Origin of the sequence: Mycolicibacterium hippocampi, from assembly GCF_010723735.1 — a bacterium.
Taxonomy (GTDB): Bacteria; Actinomycetota; Actinomycetes; order Mycobacteriales; family Mycobacteriaceae; genus Mycobacterium; species Mycobacterium hippocampi.
In genome coordinates, this window is sequence record NZ_BLLB01000002.1 from 391,750 (window position 1) to 409,026 (window position 17,277).

General features: G+C 68.2%; 20 protein-coding genes. 13 read left to right on the top strand and 7 right to left on the bottom strand.

Annotated features, from left to right (window positions below):
- The first annotated feature begins 5 nt into the window (after window positions 1-5).
- The 4 genes from sodN to G6N53_RS02850 all read left to right on the top strand — a co-directional run bounded on the left by sodN (window position 6) and on the right by G6N53_RS02850 (window position 2,947).
- A complete protein-coding gene (gene sodN / locus G6N53_RS02835) occupies window positions 6-428 on the top strand; it encodes a superoxide dismutase, Ni (RefSeq protein ID WP_163886934.1) in 423 nt (140 codons plus the stop codon).
- Window positions 429-604: 176 nt separating this feature from the next.
- Window positions 605-1,138, top strand: coding sequence for a peptidase (locus tag G6N53_RS02840; protein ID WP_163886936.1), 534 nt, complete (start codon window positions 605-607; stop codon window positions 1,136-1,138).
- 259 nt (window positions 1,139-1,397) lie between these two features.
- Entirely contained in the window at window positions 1,398-2,126 is a 729-nt protein-coding gene (locus G6N53_RS02845) for a TMEM165/GDT1 family protein (protein ID WP_163886938.1), read from the top strand.
- 422 nt (window positions 2,127-2,548) lie between these two features.
- Window positions 2,549-2,947: a helix-turn-helix domain-containing protein gene (locus G6N53_RS02850; protein ID WP_163886940.1), complete on the top strand. Its 399-nt coding sequence runs from the start codon at window positions 2,549-2,551 to the stop codon at window positions 2,945-2,947.
- On the opposite strand, the gene G6N53_RS02855 is transcribed toward G6N53_RS02850, so the two are convergent.
- The 3 genes from G6N53_RS02855 to G6N53_RS02865 all read right to left on the bottom strand — a co-directional run bounded on the left by G6N53_RS02855 (window position 2,944) and on the right by G6N53_RS02865 (window position 5,748).
- Window positions 2,944-4,146: a hypothetical protein gene (locus G6N53_RS02855; RefSeq protein WP_163886942.1), complete on the bottom strand. Its 1,203-nt coding sequence runs from the start codon at window positions 4,144-4,146 to the stop codon at window positions 2,944-2,946. The genes G6N53_RS02850 and G6N53_RS02855 overlap by 4 nt on opposite strands.
- The gene (locus G6N53_RS02860; RefSeq protein WP_163886944.1) at window positions 4,143-4,634 is read right to left on the bottom strand and encodes an ImmA/IrrE family metallo-endopeptidase; all 492 of its coding nucleotides are present in this window, start codon (window positions 4,632-4,634) and stop codon (window positions 4,143-4,145) included. Before G6N53_RS02860 ends, G6N53_RS02855 begins: the two co-directional genes overlap by 4 nt.
- A 61-nt stretch (window positions 4,635-4,695) precedes the next feature.
- Complete coding sequence (locus tag G6N53_RS02865; RefSeq protein ID WP_163886946.1) at window positions 4,696-5,748, bottom strand: hypothetical protein; 1,053 nt, start codon at window positions 5,746-5,748, stop codon at window positions 4,696-4,698.
- Between the two features lie 245 nt (window positions 5,749-5,993).
- On the opposite strand from G6N53_RS02865, the gene G6N53_RS02870 reads away from it, so the two are divergent.
- The 5 genes from G6N53_RS02870 (at window position 5,994) to rraA (ending at window position 9,257) form a co-directional block, all read left to right on the top strand.
- Complete coding sequence (locus G6N53_RS02870; protein WP_163895380.1) at window positions 5,994-6,650, top strand: DUF6474 family protein; 657 nt, start codon at window positions 5,994-5,996, stop codon at window positions 6,648-6,650.
- Window positions 6,651-6,661: 11 nt separating this feature from the next.
- Window positions 6,662-7,228, top strand: coding sequence for a copper resistance CopC family protein (locus G6N53_RS02875; RefSeq protein ID WP_163886948.1), 567 nt, complete (start codon window positions 6,662-6,664; stop codon window positions 7,226-7,228).
- Window positions 7,204-8,148 carry a CopD family protein gene (locus G6N53_RS02880; RefSeq protein ID WP_163886950.1) on the top strand — a complete coding sequence of 315 codons (945 nt, stop codon included), beginning with the start codon at window positions 7,204-7,206 and terminating at the stop codon, window positions 8,146-8,148. Before G6N53_RS02875 ends, G6N53_RS02880 begins: the two co-directional genes overlap by 25 nt.
- Before the next feature lie 78 nt (window positions 8,149-8,226).
- Window positions 8,227-8,688 carry a hypothetical protein gene (locus G6N53_RS02885; RefSeq protein WP_163886952.1) on the top strand — a complete coding sequence of 154 codons (462 nt, stop codon included), beginning with the start codon at window positions 8,227-8,229 and terminating at the stop codon, window positions 8,686-8,688.
- A gap of 77 nt (window positions 8,689-8,765) precedes the next feature.
- Window positions 8,766-9,257, top strand: coding sequence for a ribonuclease E activity regulator RraA (rraA, locus tag G6N53_RS02890; RefSeq protein ID WP_163886954.1), 492 nt, complete (start codon window positions 8,766-8,768; stop codon window positions 9,255-9,257).
- Window positions 9,258-9,333: 76 nt separating this feature from the next.
- Here rraA and G6N53_RS02895 read toward each other — a convergent pair whose 3' ends face one another.
- Window positions 9,334-10,809: a flavin-containing monooxygenase gene (locus G6N53_RS02895; protein ID WP_163886957.1), complete on the bottom strand. Its 1,476-nt coding sequence runs from the start codon at window positions 10,807-10,809 to the stop codon at window positions 9,334-9,336.
- 142 nt (window positions 10,810-10,951) lie between these two features.
- On the opposite strand from G6N53_RS02895, the gene G6N53_RS02900 reads away from it, so the two are divergent.
- Together G6N53_RS02900 and dinB are read left to right on the top strand one after the other, a co-directional pair.
- Window positions 10,952-11,605: a TetR/AcrR family transcriptional regulator gene (locus G6N53_RS02900; protein ID WP_163886959.1), complete on the top strand. Its 654-nt coding sequence runs from the start codon at window positions 10,952-10,954 to the stop codon at window positions 11,603-11,605.
- 24 nt (window positions 11,606-11,629) lie between these two features.
- Window positions 11,630-12,847 carry a DNA polymerase IV gene (gene dinB, locus G6N53_RS02905; RefSeq protein ID WP_163886968.1) on the top strand — a complete coding sequence of 406 codons (1,218 nt, stop codon included), beginning with the start codon at window positions 11,630-11,632 and terminating at the stop codon, window positions 12,845-12,847.
- 18 nt (window positions 12,848-12,865) lie between these two features.
- Here the strand turns inward: dinB and G6N53_RS02910 are convergent, their stop codons facing one another.
- Window positions 12,866-13,870 carry a PHP domain-containing protein gene (locus G6N53_RS02910; protein ID WP_163886970.1) on the bottom strand — a complete coding sequence of 335 codons (1,005 nt, stop codon included), beginning with the start codon at window positions 13,868-13,870 and terminating at the stop codon, window positions 12,866-12,868.
- A 120-nt stretch (window positions 13,871-13,990) separates the two neighbouring features.
- Between G6N53_RS02910 and G6N53_RS02915 the strand changes: the two genes are divergently transcribed.
- The gene (locus tag G6N53_RS02915) at window positions 13,991-14,368 is read left to right on the top strand and encodes an ArsR/SmtB family transcription factor (RefSeq protein ID WP_163886972.1); all 378 of its coding nucleotides are present in this window, start codon (window positions 13,991-13,993) and stop codon (window positions 14,366-14,368) included.
- Entirely contained in the window at window positions 14,365-16,011 is a 1,647-nt protein-coding gene (locus tag G6N53_RS02920; protein ID WP_163886974.1) for a SulP family inorganic anion transporter, read from the top strand. Before G6N53_RS02915 ends, G6N53_RS02920 begins: the two co-directional genes overlap by 4 nt.
- A gap of 2 nt (window positions 16,012-16,013) precedes the next feature.
- Here the strand turns inward: G6N53_RS02920 and G6N53_RS02925 are convergent, their stop codons facing one another.
- Both G6N53_RS02925 and G6N53_RS02930 read right to left on the bottom strand, forming a co-directional pair.
- Window positions 16,014-16,817: a triose-phosphate isomerase gene (locus tag G6N53_RS02925; RefSeq protein WP_163886976.1), complete on the bottom strand. Its 804-nt coding sequence runs from the start codon at window positions 16,815-16,817 to the stop codon at window positions 16,014-16,016.
- Complete coding sequence (locus G6N53_RS02930; protein WP_163886977.1) at window positions 16,810-17,268, bottom strand: ribose-5-phosphate isomerase; 459 nt, start codon at window positions 17,266-17,268, stop codon at window positions 16,810-16,812. Before G6N53_RS02930 ends, G6N53_RS02925 begins: the two co-directional genes overlap by 8 nt.
- Window positions 17,269-17,277: the final 9 nt, after the last annotated feature.

A 17,277-nucleotide genomic window follows, 5' to 3' on the forward strand; every position in this document is an offset into this window, starting at 1 on the left:
GGACCATGCTGCATCGACTTTTCTCCAACGCCACCCCCGCCCACGCCCACTGCGACCTGTACTGCGGCGTCTACGACCCCGCGCAGGCAAAGATCGAAGCGCTGTCCTGCCTCAAGACGCTGCAGAAGTACCACGACTCGGACGACGAACACTTCAAGGTCCGCGCGATCCTGATCAAGGAGCAGCGCGCCGAAGAGGTCAAGCATCACCTGATGGTGTTGTGGGCCGATTTCTTCACTAAGGACCACTTCGAGCAGTTCCCCAACCTGCACCAGCTGTTCTGGGACGGCGTGCACGGCGCGGGCGATGTGAAGAAGTCGCTCGACATCGCCGTGGCCGAGAAGCTGCTGAAGACCATCGACGAGATCGCCGACATCTTCTGGCAGACCGAGAAGGCCAAGGGCATGGGGGTCTACCCGCCCGCCTGACGTCACCCTGGCACACCACCACTGACATCAAACCCGGCTCGGTCCCGTACCGAGCCGGGTTTCGTTTTGCCGGTTGGCACTCGTGTCCACTTGCGTGCCAGTGGGTGTTTGCCGCATTCTGAGCGGATCGACCCACAGTCGTGTCGGGCATTTCTGCGAGGGTGCCAGGAGGCGTAATGGATCTAGGGTCCGGCCGGGCGATCGAGATCGCCCCGTTTCATTCACGTGGGTCACTCAAAGGTTTTGTGGTCTCCGGTCGCTGGCCGGATTCGACGAAGGAGTGGGCGCAGCTTCTCATGGTCGCGGTCCGCGTCGCATCGCTGCCGGGATTGCTCTCCACCACAACCGTTTTCGGGGCCAGAGAAGAACTCCCGGACGAACCGGAACCCGGCACCGTCGGCCTGGTCCTCGCCGAGGGCACTGTTGTCGGCGAATCCGCCATGGCCCCTGGTCATTTCGCGCATCGCCAGCCGCCGGCGCTGTTGATGCTGCACCCTCCTTCGGAAACCACTCCGTCGCTGCCCGAGTGCAACGGTGCGGCGTCAGGATGCGTGTTGCTGCCCGGCCTGCCGCATCTCGGTCTGGAACACCGTGCGGCCTGGGTCGAAGCCGAGTCGGACGGCACCGTGACGTCGATGGTCAGCCGTGTCGGCGTCGACCCGATCAGCCACCCGGACACCGCCATCCTCGCCATGCTCCTTGCCGCGTAAGGACTTTCGAACCCAGACATTCGTGTGCGGGGAACACTGGATTCGGCTTCCCGAAATCCCGCCCCGCGGTGGCGCTCTCGGCGATCGGCGACTAACGTCGGTGAAGTCAGCGAAGGGGAGTAGCCCCCAATCGTGGTGTCGACATACTGGCGTGAGCCCGGCACCCGAACCGCGTCCGTAGCGGTGGGCGAGACCTTCGACCGAAGCCTGGCAGGTCGAGAACACTGACCTGTCGGCGGAGCGTCGAGAGGTCGTGTCCATGCTCACCGCCATCCTGGTAAGCCTCGCAGTGGTGTTCGTCGCCGAACTCGGCGACAAGTCCCAATTGATCACCATGACGTATTCGCTGCGTCACCGCTGGTGGGTGGTGCTGTCCGGGGTGGCGGTCGCGGCCGTTCTCGTGCACGGCCTGTCGGTGGCCATCGGCCATTTCCTCGGGATGTCACTGCCCGAACGTCCCATTGCGTTCGCCGCGTCCATCGCCTTCCTGCTGTTCGCGGTGTGGACCTGGCGGGCCCGCGGCGAGGGCGACGAGGACGGCGAGGACGGCGTCCGGCTCGCCGAGCCCCGCTTCGTGCTGTTCGCGATCGTGTCGTCGTTCGTGCTCGCCGAACTCGGCGACAAGACGATGCTGGCGACCGTCGCACTGGCCAGTGAGCACAGCTGGGCCGGCGTGTGGATCGGCGCGACGATCGGCATGGTGCTGGCGGACGGAGTGGCCATCGCGGTCGGCACGCTCATGCACAAGCGCCTGCCCGAACGCTTCCTGCATGGGCTGGCCAGCGTGCTGTTCCTGCTCTTCGGACTCTTCCTGTTCTTCGACGGCGGCCTGGGCCTGCCGTGGATGGCGGTCGCGGTGACCACTGTGGTGGCGGCAGTGGCCATCGGCGCCGCCGTGGCAGCGTGGGTTCGCGAGCGCCGCCAGGCCGCGAAGCTCAATGCCCAGGAAACGTCGGCGGACCCCCACCGAACTGCCACTGGCTACTGACACTTGTCCCGGCCGCCCGTTGCGCGTTCGCAGCCCAACTGTGGGCCGCCACATGGCGTGGAGCGGCATCCCCGGCTGCCGGCCGGAGATATCCCGGAAACCGGCCAGCAAACGACGGAAACCGTGTGTGCCAGAAAAGTGAAGGTTGCCGTGAAAGATTGAGGAAACTTTTCTGATGGGCCGATCCAGGTGCCGGGAGTATGCTGGCTACGATGCCGTTATTATTTGCTTAGCCGCACCGTACTGTGGCGGTATCAGCCGCTACCAGCGACGCCGTTGACGGCAGCAGCGGCGGACCTCATCCGGGAACCGGGTTAACTTTTACTCGGTTTGCACTTGGTTGTGGACTTAACTGTCGCTACGATGAGCAGCAAATACGCCGCCCTGAAATCACCGCTTGTCTGCATGTGGAGGTCAACCCGATGAGCAATACGTTTGCCGCTCGCCTGAACCGGCTGTTCGACGTCGTCTACCCGCCGGGACGCGGCCCGCACACCTCGGCCGAGGTGATCGCCGCCCTGAAGGCCGAGGGCGTGACCATGTCCGCGCCCTACCTGTCGCAGCTGCGGTCCGGCAACCGAACCAACCCGTCCCAGGCAACGATGGCGGCGCTTGCCAACTTCTTCCGGATCAAGCCCGCGTACTTCACCGACGACGAGTACTACGAGAAGCTCGACAAGGAGCTGACCTGGCTGGCCGGGATGCGCGACGAGGGTGTTCGCCGGATTGCGGCGCGCACGGTCGGGTTGTCCGCCGAAGCCAAACAGGATATCTCGCAGAAGGTCGACGAACTGCGTCGTCGCGAGAATCTCGATAGTTAGCCCGGCTCAGCGCTCGGCCCGTCGGCCGGCGAATCGGCCTCGGCCCGAGCGCTCCCGGTGATGCCAGCGGATTCAGGCGCAAGGCGGCGAAACTGGCGAGCGATCTCGAGGATCCACTCCCGGTCGGAATAGGTAGCCGGTTGGCGGAGCCAGGCCAGACCCGGGAACGCCGCCTGAGCGGTGCGTGTCTTCCCGCCGCTACCTGCGTGCAACCATCTGGCGATGGCCTCCGCCTGCTCGACCGGCGGGACCTCCGGCGGGTCCAGGTCGGCGAGACCGCCGGAACCGCCGTGCCCGGCCGTGGCCGCGTCGACGCGGCGTAGCGCACCATCGGCCGCGGTGGCCTCCAGGAACAGCGCGTCGGAGATCAGCGACATCCGCTCGGCCACCCGGAAGGCCAGCGGCCCCCGCGGCCGGACCCCGATCCCGACGTCGGGGTGGCGATGGCCGAGCTCGTCGAGAAGCGGCTGGATCATCCGCAGCTCCCGCCGCGCCCCGAACCAGTCCTCCAGGCTGGGCAGCAGCGATCCGGCGGCGACGACGAGCATCGCGCACCCCAGCAGCGTCGCTGCCGCGCCGATCCCGACGAGCCCGCTGGTGCCGACGGCGCGCAGCATGACAAACGCCAGCGCAAGAACGATCAGCACGATCCCGACCGTGAACACGAACAGGGCACGCCCACGCCGGGTCCGGTTGGAGTGCCGAAGCCCGGCCCACGCCACCAGGCTCAGCGCCAGGAGCACGTACAGCATCGGCAGCAGCCAAGGTAGCGACGTGCCACCGGAGCCGAGATTGCGCCTGAGGTACTCCTCCGGCGACATCTCCGGTTGTCGTCCGTCGGCGAAGAAGAGGGCCAGGCTCGCCCCCGCGATCACGGCCGCCACGCTGTACTGCGCGATGGCGATCTTCTTGGCCGTCGCCGGAGTCCGCACCGACGACACCGTGGTGATCATCACGCAGCTGCCTGCGGCACAGCCGATCAGCGCCACCTGACTGAGCCCGATCGAGATGTTCGGCCACTTCAGCAATGTGTCGATCAGCAGCGTCAGCGGCTGCCAGTTGAGGGCCGCCACCACGCCCAGGCTGCCCAGTGCCAGGATCATCGCGGTACTCACCAGCGACTGCTTGTTGACCAGCGCCCACCCGATGCGCAGGCCGGTGGCCAGTCCCAGAAGACCGGCGATCACCCAGATGATCAACCAAACGCCTCTCCGAGACGAACCTGGACGATCGAGGCGCGGTCGGAGGGAAGCCGGCCGAGTCGGTAGATCAGCAGCGCGGCGAAGTCCTCGGCTTCCTGCTCCGCGTCCTCCCCGCTCGGGCCCATGCAACCGGTGCGTTGGTTGAGCATGTAACCGATGAGCTCGGAGCTGGCCATCTCGGTCTGGTCCCTGGCCGCCTGGACCACCGGGATTCCCTCGTGTCCCAGCACCAGGTGGCCGAGTTCGTGCGCCAGCGTGCGATCCCACGCGGGCAGCCCCTTCTGGATCAGGAACACGTCGTGGTCGGTGTACTGCCGCCACTGGCCGCACACACCGGCCGGTAGGTCGGCCATCGTGATCTCGATCGGCCGCCCGCGGTCGGTGCTGACCGCGTCGACCAACCGGGTCAGCGACACCTCCCCCTCCTTCGGGGCGAGGTCGAGAACCTCATTGACCGCGCGGGTGACGCGCCGGCTCGCAGACATATGACCCCCTCTCCGTATCGTTCACTATCCGCTGCTGCGTGCTGCGAAGCGACCGTTCTTGCTAGTTCATGTACCGGGCGATGCCGCTGGTGCGCACCGCGTGGCCGGCTTTGGCCTGGCGGTAACCGAGCAATCCACCGGCGCCGGTGAGCACCAGGATTCCCGCCAGACCCGGCACTGCGAGCACTGCGATCTGCGAGAGACCGGCTGCACGCAGATACTCGCCGTAGCCCACCCGGTAGGACGACGCTCCCACGGCGACGTTGCTGCCGGCGGTGGCGGGCGGCGGCTGCCGGGCGGGCAGCGGCTCGGCAGTCCCCTGGCGCGGACCGTTCGACAGCGGCGAGCCCGCCCCACCCGTCCCGGGTCCCGACCGCGGACCGGCACCGCTCGGTGCCGGTACGAGAACGGGCATGCTCACCGGGCTCCCCGGCGTCCCGCTCGCTGCCAGCCCGCCGACCGGCACCACGTCCACGACGTCGGGGTCTATCGGGTCGCCGACCGGCGGGGAGAACTCCGGGGTCACTGCCCTCGGGGGGGTGAACGGGAGACCGGCGGGCAGGTCCACCTCGGGGCGGCCACCGCTACCGCTCTCGGATGTCGGTGGTTCGTCGGTGTCTGGGTCCGGCCGGGGCCACCAGGGCGGGCAGTCCCCCTCCTGCTCCGGGTTCTCACAACACGGCGGCCACAGCTTCCTGTCCGCTGCCTGCTGGCCGTCACGGGCGACAACGTCGAGAGCGTCGTCAGCGGGCACCTCGGGATCCAGCTCGTTCGCCGGCTCGTCAGTCTGGCCTTCCTCGCCAACCGGCGATTCGCGGTCCTCGCGGTCCTCGCGGTCTGGCAGGTCCCGGTCGGGTCGGTCGGGTCGGTCGGCTCCATCGGCACGTTTCTCACGGACGGGGCCACTGCCGTTCCCCGGAGTGGCGGTGTCGTGCCGGCGGGTGCCCGACGACGTGTCGGTACTGCGGCCGGCCGGGTCGGACTTGCGGCTCGAGGTCCCGTCGCCGGTGGATTGTCCCGGGTCGGCGAACGCACTGGCCGCGCCGACGCCGCCCGTCAGCAGCCCGGAGGCCAAGAGGCAGGCCGCCGCAGCCATCCGCGCACGCGAACCCACGTCGTCACCCCCCCTCGACGTACATGGCCCTCGACGTCCATGGCCGTCGACGTCGCCGGCGCCGTTTGACCAGATGATGGGTCCGATTCTCGCACAATCGTGATGCGCGGTTTGCTGAGAAGCCCAAACGCCTTGGTCGTCGGGCCGCGGCCACCGTGGAGTGTGCCGAACGCTAGGGTTTGGTCAGCGTGACCGCCGGACATCCGGCGGGAGGTGTCGACGACAAGATCTGGGAGGCCGCAGGGATGAGCCTGTTCAAGCGACGCAAATCCCGTGCTACCCGCAGGGCCGAAGCCCGCGCCATCAAGGCGAAGGCGAAGCTCGAAGCCAAGCTGTCGGCCAAGAACGATGTCCGCAGGTTCAAGGCGGAGCAGAAGGCACAGGCCCGCGCCCTCAAGGCGCAGCTCAAAGCACAGCGTGACAGTGACAGGACCGCTCTCAAGGTTGCTGAAACCGAGCTGAAGGCAGTCCGGGAGGGCAAGTTGTTCTCCCCCACGAAGGTTCGCAGGGCGCTGACCGTGTCGCGTTTGCTCGCGCCGGTGGTGGTGCCGCTGGTGTACCGCGCCTCGATCGCTGCTCGCGGGCTGATCGACGAACGTCGCGCCGACAAGCTGGGCGTTCCGCTGAGCCAGCTCGGACAGTTCTCCGGGCATGGCGCGCAGTTCTCGGCTCGAATCGCCGGCGCCGAGCACTCGCTGCGTCAGTTGTCGGCGAAGAAGCCCAAGGATGCGGAGACCAAGCAGTTCGTCAGCGCCATCACCGAGCGCCTCAGTGATCTGGCGGCCGCGGTCACCGCGGCCGAGAACATGCCGACGGCACGTCGGCGCGCTGCCCATGCCGCGATCGCCGAACAGCTCGACGGAATCGACGCCGACCTGATGGCGCGCCTGGGCGTGGCCTGACCCTCGATCAGATGAGAGCACCCCAGCGCGGGCTACCCGCCGTCGTGACCCGGCTCATCGCCGTGGCCGCGTTGTCCGTCGCGCTCGTCACCGGTGCGCTGGCTGCCGCCGGTGTGGCGGCCGCCCACGCCGCGAGGATCGCTGAGGATCCCGCCGAGAATTCCGAGCTGACCGAGGCGCCTGCCCGGGTCAGCGCGACGTTCAACGAAGCCATGCAGGCCCAGTTCGCGGCGATGACCGTGATCGGTCCCGACGGTGTCGGCTGGTCCGACGGAGAGCCCTCCGTCGACGGCGCGGTGATCAGCGTCGGAGTGCGCCCCGGGGCGCCGGCCGGGGACTACACCGTGAACTACCGGGCCACTTCGGCCGACGGGCACGTCGTGTCGGGCTCGTGGTCGTACCGGCTGCTGCCGGCCGCCGGCACGGCCCCGGAGCCGACGACGTCGCCCTCACCGGGTCCGGACGCTCCACCGGCATCGGACACCGACGCCGACGGGCTGCCGATCTGGCCGTTCGTCGCGGGGGTGACGGTGCTTGTGGCCGCCGGCGCGGTATGGGCGGTTCGGCGCAATTCGTGACCCGTCGCCGGGCGGTGGCCGGCGGTGTGCTCGTCACCGCTGCGGCGTGCGTGACAGCCTGGGCGCTGGCCTATCCCGCCGCTGCGCTGGCCCCGTCGCTGGCCCGGGCGGCGGCCGACGGTGCCGCGGTCCTCACGCTCGGCCTGGCCGTGGCACCCGTCCTGGACGCCGGCCGCCACCGTGACGAGCTCATCCGGACCGCGAGGGCGCCACTGGTCGTCGCCTCGGCGGTCTGGCTGGTCACCGAGCTGATCCGGCTGGTGATCGCGAGCGCCGAGTTGACCGGGACCGACGTCACCCGCGTCGGGGCGCGCACCGCCGTCGCGTTCACGCTGGACACCGCCCCGGGCCGGGCGGGCCTGCTCACGGTCGTCACCGCGGCGGCGGCGTGTCTGATCGCGGCACTGGCGCCGCGGTCGGGCCCGGTGTGTGTCGTCGCTGCCGGCCTCGCGGGGATCGGCATCGTCGGTCATCCTCTGACCGGGCACTTGTCGCTGAGCCCGTGGGGCGGCGCCGCGATCGCGGTGCACGCACTGGCCGCGGCACTGTGGTGCGGGGTGCTCGCCGCACTGGTGCTCACCGTCGAACACCGCGGGCAGTGGGCGCGGGTGTTGCCTCGGTTCTCCCAGCTCTCCCTGGGGTGCGTGGCGGTGCTGCTCGCCGCGGGCGGCCTCGGCGCGGCGGTGGTGCTCCGTTCGCCCGCCGAGCTGTACACGAGTGGGTACGGCAGGGTGCTGAGCGCCAAGATCGCGCTCACCGTTGCGCTCGTCGCGCTGGCATGGCGCAACCGGTCGAGCTGGCTTCCCGCCGCCCGCACCCACCGGACCACGTCGGTCGTCTCGAGAACCCGCGCGTACACCGAACTGGGGCTGATGGCCGTGACACTGGCCGCGGCCGCGACACTGGCGCTCACCGGATGACACCGGCCTGCGGCCGATATGCGACCTGGCATGATGGGGAACACTGCCGGGTGCAGACCACTCAAAAGGAGCAGCGACATGGCAGACCAGCCGGATCGGCCCGACGAAAGTCCCGATGCCGCAACCCCTGCAAATGAGCCGCCGCCGCCGCCGGCGCAGAAGGCCCCCGCCGCGAAGAAGGCCGCGCCCGCCAAGAAGGCCAAGCCGGTGAAGAAGGCGCCCGCGAAGAAAGCGGCAGCCGCCAAGAAGTCGGTGCCTGCGAAGAAGGCCACACCGGCCAAGAAGGCGCCCCCCAAGAAGGCCCAACCGGCTGCCACGCAACTCGCTGAAACCAACGGTGATCTGAGCTCGGCCGCCAACGAGGCTGCAGCCCAAGCGAAGTCGGCGGTCGCCACCGCAAGCAACGCTGTCTCCGGCCCCCCGCCGGCCCAGCGTGAGGACTACGACTCGTCCCGTCTGCCCATTGCGGCGGCGCTGCTCACCGCGCTGCTGGCGATCGCCGCGGTGGTGTACGTGGCCCGGCGCGGTAACGGCGACTGACCCGACAACAGCTCGACCCTGCGGGCAGATGCCGAACCGCGGCTCGCACAGTTCGTGCACGCCGTCATAATGGCGCGGTGACCGTTACGCCGCGCCCCACTGCCGACCTCGTCGACGAGATCGGCCCCGATGTCCGCAGTTGCGATCTACAGCTCACCCAGTACGGTGGCCGTTCGCAATTCGCGGGGCCGATCACCACGGTGCGATGCTTCGAGGACAACGCACTGCTCAAGTCGGTGCTCGGCGAGCCGGGCGACGGTGGGGTGCTGGTGATCGACGGCGACGGCTCCCTGCACACCGCACTGGTCGGCGACGTGATCGCCGAGCTGGGCCGGTCCAACGGGTGGTCCGGTCTGATCATCAACGGCGCGGTGCGGGATGCGGCGACACTGCGCACCCTCGACATCGGCATCAAGGCGCTGGGCACCAATCCGCGCAAGAGCACCAAGACCGGTGACGGGGTGCGCGACGCGGCTGTGGAGTTCGGCGGCGTGCTGTTCGTGCCCGGCGAGATCGCCTACAGCGACGACGACGGCATTGTCATCGTCGCCGGAGGCGACGCACGGTGATCGTCGCCGGAGGCGACGCACGGTGATCGTCGCCGGAGGCGACGCACGATGATCGTCGCCGGAGGCTGAATCGCTGCTACGCCGTGCTGGCCGCGGGCACCCGGTGCCTGGAGAACTCCAGTGCCGCGTCGTCGACCTTGCCCCTGCGGATCAACTGCAGGTCGAGCAGGTAGTTCTGCTTGAGGCGCCAGGGTGCGCGAGAGCCGGCCTTGGGCAGATAGTCCAGCGCGCGCAGGACGTAGCCCGGCGTGAAGTCCATCAGCGGCCGTTCGTCGACGGCGCTGCCGGGATGCTTCGGTTCGACCTTGTCGTATCCGTTGTCGTCCATGTAGTTGATGATCCGGCAGAAGAACTCGGACACCAGGTCGGCCTTCAGCGTCCACGACGCGTTGGTGTATCCGATCGTGAACGCCATGTTCGGCATGTCGGTGAGCATCGTGCCCTTGTAGGCCATGGTGTCGTTGAGTTCGATCGCCTTGCCGTTGCGGGAGATCGTCGCCCCGCCGAACAGTTGCAAGTTCAAACCCGTTGCCGTGACGATGATGTCGACATCGAGATGCTGCCCGGAGGACAGTTGGATCCCGGTCTCGGTGAACCGCTCGATGGTGTCGGTGACGACGTCGGCCTTGCCGGCGCGGATGGTCTTGAACAGATCCCCGTTGGGCGCCAGGCACACTCGCTCGTCCCACGGGTTGTACCGCGGGTTGAAGTGCTTGTCGACGTCGAAACCCTCGGGCAGCCGGCGGCGGGCCATCGTCAGCAACTGTTTGCGGAACGTGTCCGGGAACCGGCGCGCGATCTGGTACTGGCCCGACTGCGCCAGGATGCTCTTCCACCGGTTCAGCACGTAGGCAACCTTCTCCGGCAGACGCTTGTTGGTCTGCACCGTGAACGGGTCGACGTCGGGCAGTGCGGCGATGAAGGTCGGCGAGCGCTGCAGCATCGTCACATGTCCGGAACCCGAATTGACAAGTGCCGGAATGAGAGTGACAGCGGTGGCACCACTTCCGATCACGACGATCCGCTTGCCCGCGTAGTCGAGGTCCTCGGGCCAGTGTTGCGGATGGACGATGGTGCCCTCGAAGTCTTCCGACCCCGCGAACTCGGGCGAGTAGCCCTGGTCGTAGTTGTAGTAGCCGCTGCATGCCATCAGGTAGCGCGCGGAGATCTCCACCTGCTCACCGTCACGGTCGACGGTGACCGTCCAGCGGTTGTCGGCGTCGGACCAGTCGGCGGTCTTGACGTTCTGCCCGTAGCGGATGTGCTTGTCGATGCCGTATTCGGCGACGGTGTCTTTGAGGTAGGACATGATGTCCGGACCGTCGGCGATGGCCTTCTCGGACGTCCACGGTTTGAACCGGAAGCCCAGCGTGAACATGTCGGAGTCCGAGCGGATGCCGGGGTACTTGAACAGATCCCAGGTACCGCCGAGGTTGGCACGGCGTTCCAGGATCACATAGCTCTTGCCGGGACAGCGGTCTTGCAGATGCCAGGCGGCGCTGATGCCGGAGATACCGGCGCCCACGATCACTACGTCGACAAATTCGGTCATGGTGTCAAGCTATCAACGCCATGTTGAATGAGTCAACATCCTGTTGAGAAATTCGACATGCTGTAAAGTCGGCGTGGTGAGCACTGCCGAATTGTCACTACCGTGACCCTGGCCAGATTGTCACCGCCGTGACCCCGGTCGAATGGTCACTGCCGTGACGGCCGCCAGCCAGGCGCGCCCCGGTCGGGGCAGACGCGCCGCACGCCCTTCCGGCGACGACCGGGAACTGGCCATCCTGGAGACCGCCGAGCGCCTGCTCGAGGACCGGTCGTTGGCCGAGATCTCGGTGGACGACCTCGCCAGGGGTGCCGGGCTCTCCCGGCCGACGTTCTACTTCTATTTCCCTTCCAAGGACGCCGTGCTGCTGACGCTGCTCGAGCGGGTGATCGACGAGGCCGATACCGCCCTGCAGGGGCTGATCGCGAATCGTTCCGCCGACCGCCGCGGCATCTGGCGCGACGGCATCAACGCGTTCTTCCAGACCTTCGGCGCCCATCGCGCGGTCTGCGCCGCGACGGTCGCGGTCAAGTCCGCCAACTCCGAGGCCCGCGCCCTGTGGGCAACCTCGATGCAGCGCTGGATCGATCACATCGCAGTGGTGATCGAGGCCGAACGGGCCGCAGGGGCCGCGCCCGTGACGCTGCCTGCCCTCGAGTTGTCGACGTCGCTCAACCTGCTCAACGAAGCGGTGATGACGGCGTCGTTCGCCGACCACCAGCCTGCACTGCCCGACCATCGCGTGCTCGACAACCTCGTGCACATGTGGACCACCAGCATCTACGGAGATGCCACCTAGCCTGTCGGTCCCGGATGCGAACATGTGTTCGTGTCCGAAGCGGTGGCGAGCATCCTGCACGCCGACCTCGACTCGTTCTATGCCTCGGTCGAGCAGCGCGACGACCCGGCGCTGCGCGGGCGGCCGGTGATCGTCGGCGGTGGCGTGGTCCTGGCCGCGAGCTACGAGGCGAAGGCCTATGGGGTGCGTACCGCGATGGGGGGTCGCCAGGCCCGGGCGCTGTGCCCGCACGCCCTGGTCGTCCCGCCCCGGATGGCGGCGTACTCACAGGCCAGCGCCGCGGTGTTCGAGGTCTTCCACGACACCTCCCCGGTGGTCGAGCCGCTGTCCGTGGACGAGGCGTTTCTCGACGTGTCGGGGTTGCGCCGGGTGGCCGGCACCCCGGTGCAGATCGCCGCCCGGCTACGCGAACAGGTGCGCGAACGTGTCGGCCTGCCGATCACCGTCGGCATCGCCCGCACCAAGTTCCTGGCCAAGGTCGCCAGTCAGGAAGCCAAGCCCGACGGGTTGCTGCTGGTGCCGCCGGACCGCGAGTTGGCGTTCCTGCATCCGCTACCAGTGCGGCGACTGTGGGGAGTCGGCGCAAAAACCGCCGACAAACTCCACGCCCACGGCATCGAGACCGTCGCCGACGTGGCCGAACTCGGTGAGTCGATGTTGAGCTCGATGGTCGGCCCGGCGATGGGCCGTCAGCTGTTCGCGTTGTCCCACAACGTCGATCGCCGCCGGGTGGTGACAGGACACCGGCGCCACTCGGTCGGGGCCCAACGAGCGCTGGGCCGGGCGGGCAACACGATGACGCCGGCCGAGGTGGACGCGGTCGTCGTCAATCTGATCGACCGGATCACCCGGCGGATGCGCAAGGCGCAACGCAGCGGGCGCACCGTGGTGCTGCGGCTTCGGTTCGACGATTTCGGCCGGGCCACCCGGTCTCACACGATGCCGCGGGCCACGGCTTCGACCGAGGTGGTCCTGGGCGCCGCACGCGCGCTGGTCGCTGCCGCCGGCCCGCTGATCGCCGCGCGCGGGCTGACGCTGGTCGGCTTCGCGGTGTGCAACATCGACCGCGACGGGGCCCAGCAGCTGGAACTTCCGTTCGGTTGCCCCTCCATGGTTGCCGACCTGACCAGCGTCGACGCCGCGATCGACCGGGTGCGGGGCCGCTACGGCAACGCCGCGCTGACCCGTGGTGTGTTGGTGGGCCGCGACCCGGGTCTGGAGATGCCGCTGCTGCCGGACTGACTCAAGACCCGGACCGACTCAGGACGACGTCCAACCCAGCAGCTTCTCAGCGGGCCAGCTGTTGACGATCCGGTCGGCGGTCAGTCCGGCGTCCACAGCGCGGGCGGCACCGTAGCCGAGAAACTCCAACTGGCCGGGAGCGTGGGAGTCGGTGTCGATGGAGAACACACAGCCGATGTCCATCGCCAGCTTGAGCAGCCGTGTCGGTGGATCGCGCCGCTCCGGGCGGGAGTTGATCTCGACGGCAGTGCCGCTGTCCCGGCAGGCGGTGAACACCTTCTCGGCGTCGAACTTCGATTCGGGACGCTGGCCCCGACCGCCGGTCACGAGCCGGCCGGTGCAGTGGCCGAGAACGTCGGTGTGCGGATTGGCCACGGCCTTGAGCATCCGGCGGGTCATCGACGGGGCGTCCATCGCCAGCTTCGAGTGCACACTGGCGACGACGACGTCGAGCCGCTCGAGCAGCTCGGGTTCCTGATCGAGAGAGCCGTCCTCGAGGATGTCGACCTCGATACCGGTGAGAATCCGCATCGGAGAAACCTTTTCGCGAAGCTCGTCGATGACGTCGAGCTGGTGGCGCAGCCGCTCCGGGGACAAGCCGTTGGCGATCCGCAGCCGTGGCGAATGATCGGTCAGCGCGCAGTACTCATGGCCGAGATCGCGGGCGGCCATCATCATCTCTTCGATCGGGGCTGATCCGTCGGACCAGTTGGAGTGCACATGCAGGTCACCGCGCAATGCTGCGCGGATACCACCACCCCCGAGATCGACGGCGGTGTCGCGCAGCTCGGTGAGCACGTCGGGTTCCCGCCCGGCCCACGCCTGTGCGATGACCTTGGCGGTCTTCGGTCCGATCTTGGGCAGTGACTGCCAGCTGTTGGCCGCGCCGTGCCTGTCGCGCTGCTCGTCGGTGAGGGCCTCGACGACGTCGGCGGCGTTACGGTAGGCCATCACCCGTCGGGGATCCTCGCGCGCGCGGTCCTTGTAGTACGCGATCTGGCGCAGCGCGGTCACCGGGTCCATGGATCCAGTGTGCCCAATTTCGGCGACCGGTTACTCGCACCACAGTTGACGGATTCGCCCGCAGTGGCAGCTACAGTGAATTGAGTATTCGTTCAATCCATCAATCCGTAAGGTGCCCTAGTGCCTGATCGTGTCCCCGACGCCGCCGACCGGCCGCTCTATGAGATCAAGGCCAACCTGTTCAAGGCGCTCGCCCACCCGGCGCGGATCCGTGTCCTGGAGATCCTGTCCGCCGCCGGCGGGCCGACTCCGGTGAGCGAGATCCTGGCCGACACGGATCTCGAGGCGACGCTGCTCTCCCAGCACCTCGCGGTGCTCAAGCGCCACCACGTCGTGAGCGGCCACCGCGTCGGCAACGCGGTCTTCTATCAACTCGCCCACCCCAAGGTCTCCGAGCTGCTCGTGATCGCCCGCACATTTCTCGCCGACACCCTCGGCGCCCAGCGCGATCAGCTCGAGGCGATCAAGGCGCTGCCGCCGGTGCAGCCGCCCCGATGATCGTGTCCGCGGCGAGCAACCTGGCCCGCCTGCTGCCCAGTCGTCGCGACTACTCCGAGCTCCCCCGGTCGTGGCGCCGCGACATCCTCGCCGGCGTCACCGTCGGCGTGGTCGCGCTACCCCTGGCTCTGGCGTTCGGCATCAGCTCCGGAGTCGGTGCGGCCGCCGGGCTGATCACCGCGGTCATCGCCGGACTGGTGGCCGCGGTGTTCGGCGGCTCACACGTTCAGGTGTCAGGACCCACGGGCGCGATGGCGGTGGTGCTCGCCCCGATCGTCGTCCTGCACGGGGTCGGCAGTGTCGCCCTGGTCACCGTGCTGGGCGGGCTGATCGTGCTGGCCGCCGGTGTCACCGGATTGGGTCGCGCGGTGACGTTCATCCCGTGGCCGGTGATCGAGGGATTCACCCTCGGGATCGCCGCCATCATCTTCCTGCAGCAGCTGCCCGCGGCCTTCGCGACGACAGGCACACCCGGCGAGCGCACCCTGGTGGCCGCCTGGCACGTTGTCAGCCAGGCCGACTGGGGCCACGCCTGGAAAAGCCTCGGGGTGGTGGCATTCATCGCGCTGCTGATGACCGTGCTGCCTCGTCTGCACCGCAGCATCCCGGAATCGCTGAGCGCGGTGGTCGCCGCGACCGTGCTGGTCGTCGTGCTGGGCATACCGGTCGCCCGTATCGGCGAGCTGCCCTCCCATCTGCCCGCGCCGGTGCTCCCGCACGCCGACCTCGGCGCACTGCGCGACCTGGTGGGCGCCGCGCTGGCGATCGCGGCGCTGGCCGCGATCGAATCGCTCCTGTCCGCACGGGTTGCCGCGACGATGGCGTCCACCGGACCCTACGACCCCGATCGCGAGCTCGTGGGCCAGGGACTCGCCTCGGTGGCCTCCGGGGTCTTCGGCGGCATGCCCGCCACCGGCGCGATAGCCCGCACCGCGGTCAACGTCAGGTCCGGGGCCCGTACCCGCGTGTCGGCGATCGTGCACTCGCTGGTCCTGCTCGGTGTGGTCTACCTGGCGACAGGGCCGGTGTCGGCGATCCCGCTCGCGGCCCTGGCAGGTGTGCTGATGGCGACCTCGTTCCGGATGATCTCGGCGTCCACAGTGCGAAAGATCCTGCGTTCCACCCGTTCTGATGCGTTGACCTTCGTGCTGACGGCCGTGATCACGGTGTGCTTCGACCTGATAGAGGCCGTGGAGATCGGCGTGGTCGTCGCTGCGTTCTTCGCGCTGCGCAGCGTCGCCCGGCGCAGCAGCGTGGTCAGGGAGCAGCTCCCCGGGCCACGCCGCCCCGGGGACGAGGAGATCGCCCTGCTGCGCCTGGACGGCGCGATGTTCTTCGGTGTCGCCGAACGGATCTCGACGGCGATCACGGATGCCGAGGGACCCCGGACTTCGGTGGTGATCATCCGGATGTCACAGCTGGGCATGCTCGATGCCACCGGCGCGCACACCTTGGCGCAGATCTGCACCGAACTTGAAGGCCGTGGCATCACCGTCATCATCAAGGGGGTGCGCCCCGAGCACAACGCGCTGCTGGCCAACGTCGGCGTCTTCGAATCGCTGCGGCACGAACGCCATCTCGTCGACACCCTCGACGATGCCATCGAGCACGCCCGCGCCCATGTGAGCCGTCAGCCCCACTGAGATCAGCCGCCGGCCGAGCCGGTCGCCTTCCGGTGAGCTGCTGCCACTTCGAGAAGCCGCAGATAGCCGGGTAGGTGCCACGCGGCCCGGCCGATGAACAGCCCGGTGACATGGTCGATGCCCAGCAGATCCTCGGCATTGTCCAGGCTCACCGAGCCACCGTAGAGCAATCCTCTTGTCCGGCCGCCGTATTCGCGTCCGAGGTCGGCGAACGGCTCGCGCAGTTCCTCGACCGTCGCAGGGCGACCGTTCTCACCGATTGCCCAGATGGGTTCGTAGGCTATGAGAACACGGCCCAATTGGTCCGCGGGAAGACCGTCGAGCGCGCCGGCGGCCTGCTCGAGGATGAACCCCGACGAATCGCCGGCACGTTTGACCTCGGCGCTCTCGCCGACGCACAACAACGGCACGAGACCGTGTGCCAGCACGGCGGCGACCTTGAGCCGAGTTGTCGCCACGGTCTCGCCGAAGTGTTCGCGACGCTCGGAGTGGCCGATCTCGACGAGCTGGGCTCCGGCGTCCTTCGCCTGCATGACGGAGACCTCGCCCGTCCATGCTCCGTGGTCCTCCCAGTGCGCATTCTGCACACCGAGCAGCACCGGTGAACCGGCTCCCAGCTCGTCACGGGCGGCGGCGACCGCCGTGAACGACGGGATGATGAAGGGCTGCACCCCGGACAGGTCAGTGCGGCTGGTGTACTCGGACAGGCCGCGCGCGTACAGCCGGGCCTCGGTGACCCCCTTGTTCATCTTCCAGCTGGTGCCGACCCACAACGGGCCGACGCCGACTGCCGCCGGGTCAGTCACTCTCGTACGAGCTGATGGCATCAACCTTGGCTGCCGACGAGGACTGCGGGTCGAATTCCAGGCCGAGCCATTCCTTGACCAGCACCCGCGCCAGCTCCAGTCCCACCACTCGCTCACCCATGCACAGCACCTGCGCGTTGTTCGACAGCACAGAGCGTTGCACCGAGTAGAGATCGTGCGCGGTGACCGCGCGGATCCCCTTGACCTTGTTCGCGGAGATGGCGACGCCCAGGCCGGTACCGCAGACCAGCAGAGCCCGGTCCGCCTCACCGCTGGCGATCTTCTCGGCGGCCGCGACGGCGACGTTGGGGTAGGCCGTGTCGTCTTCGGAGCCCATGACACCGACGTCCTCGACGGTGGCCACCCGCTCGTCGGACTCCAGGTCCTTGCGCAGTGCCTCCTTGTAGCTGAATCCGGCGTTGTCGCCGCCGACCACAATCCTCAAAGCCATGATTCGATC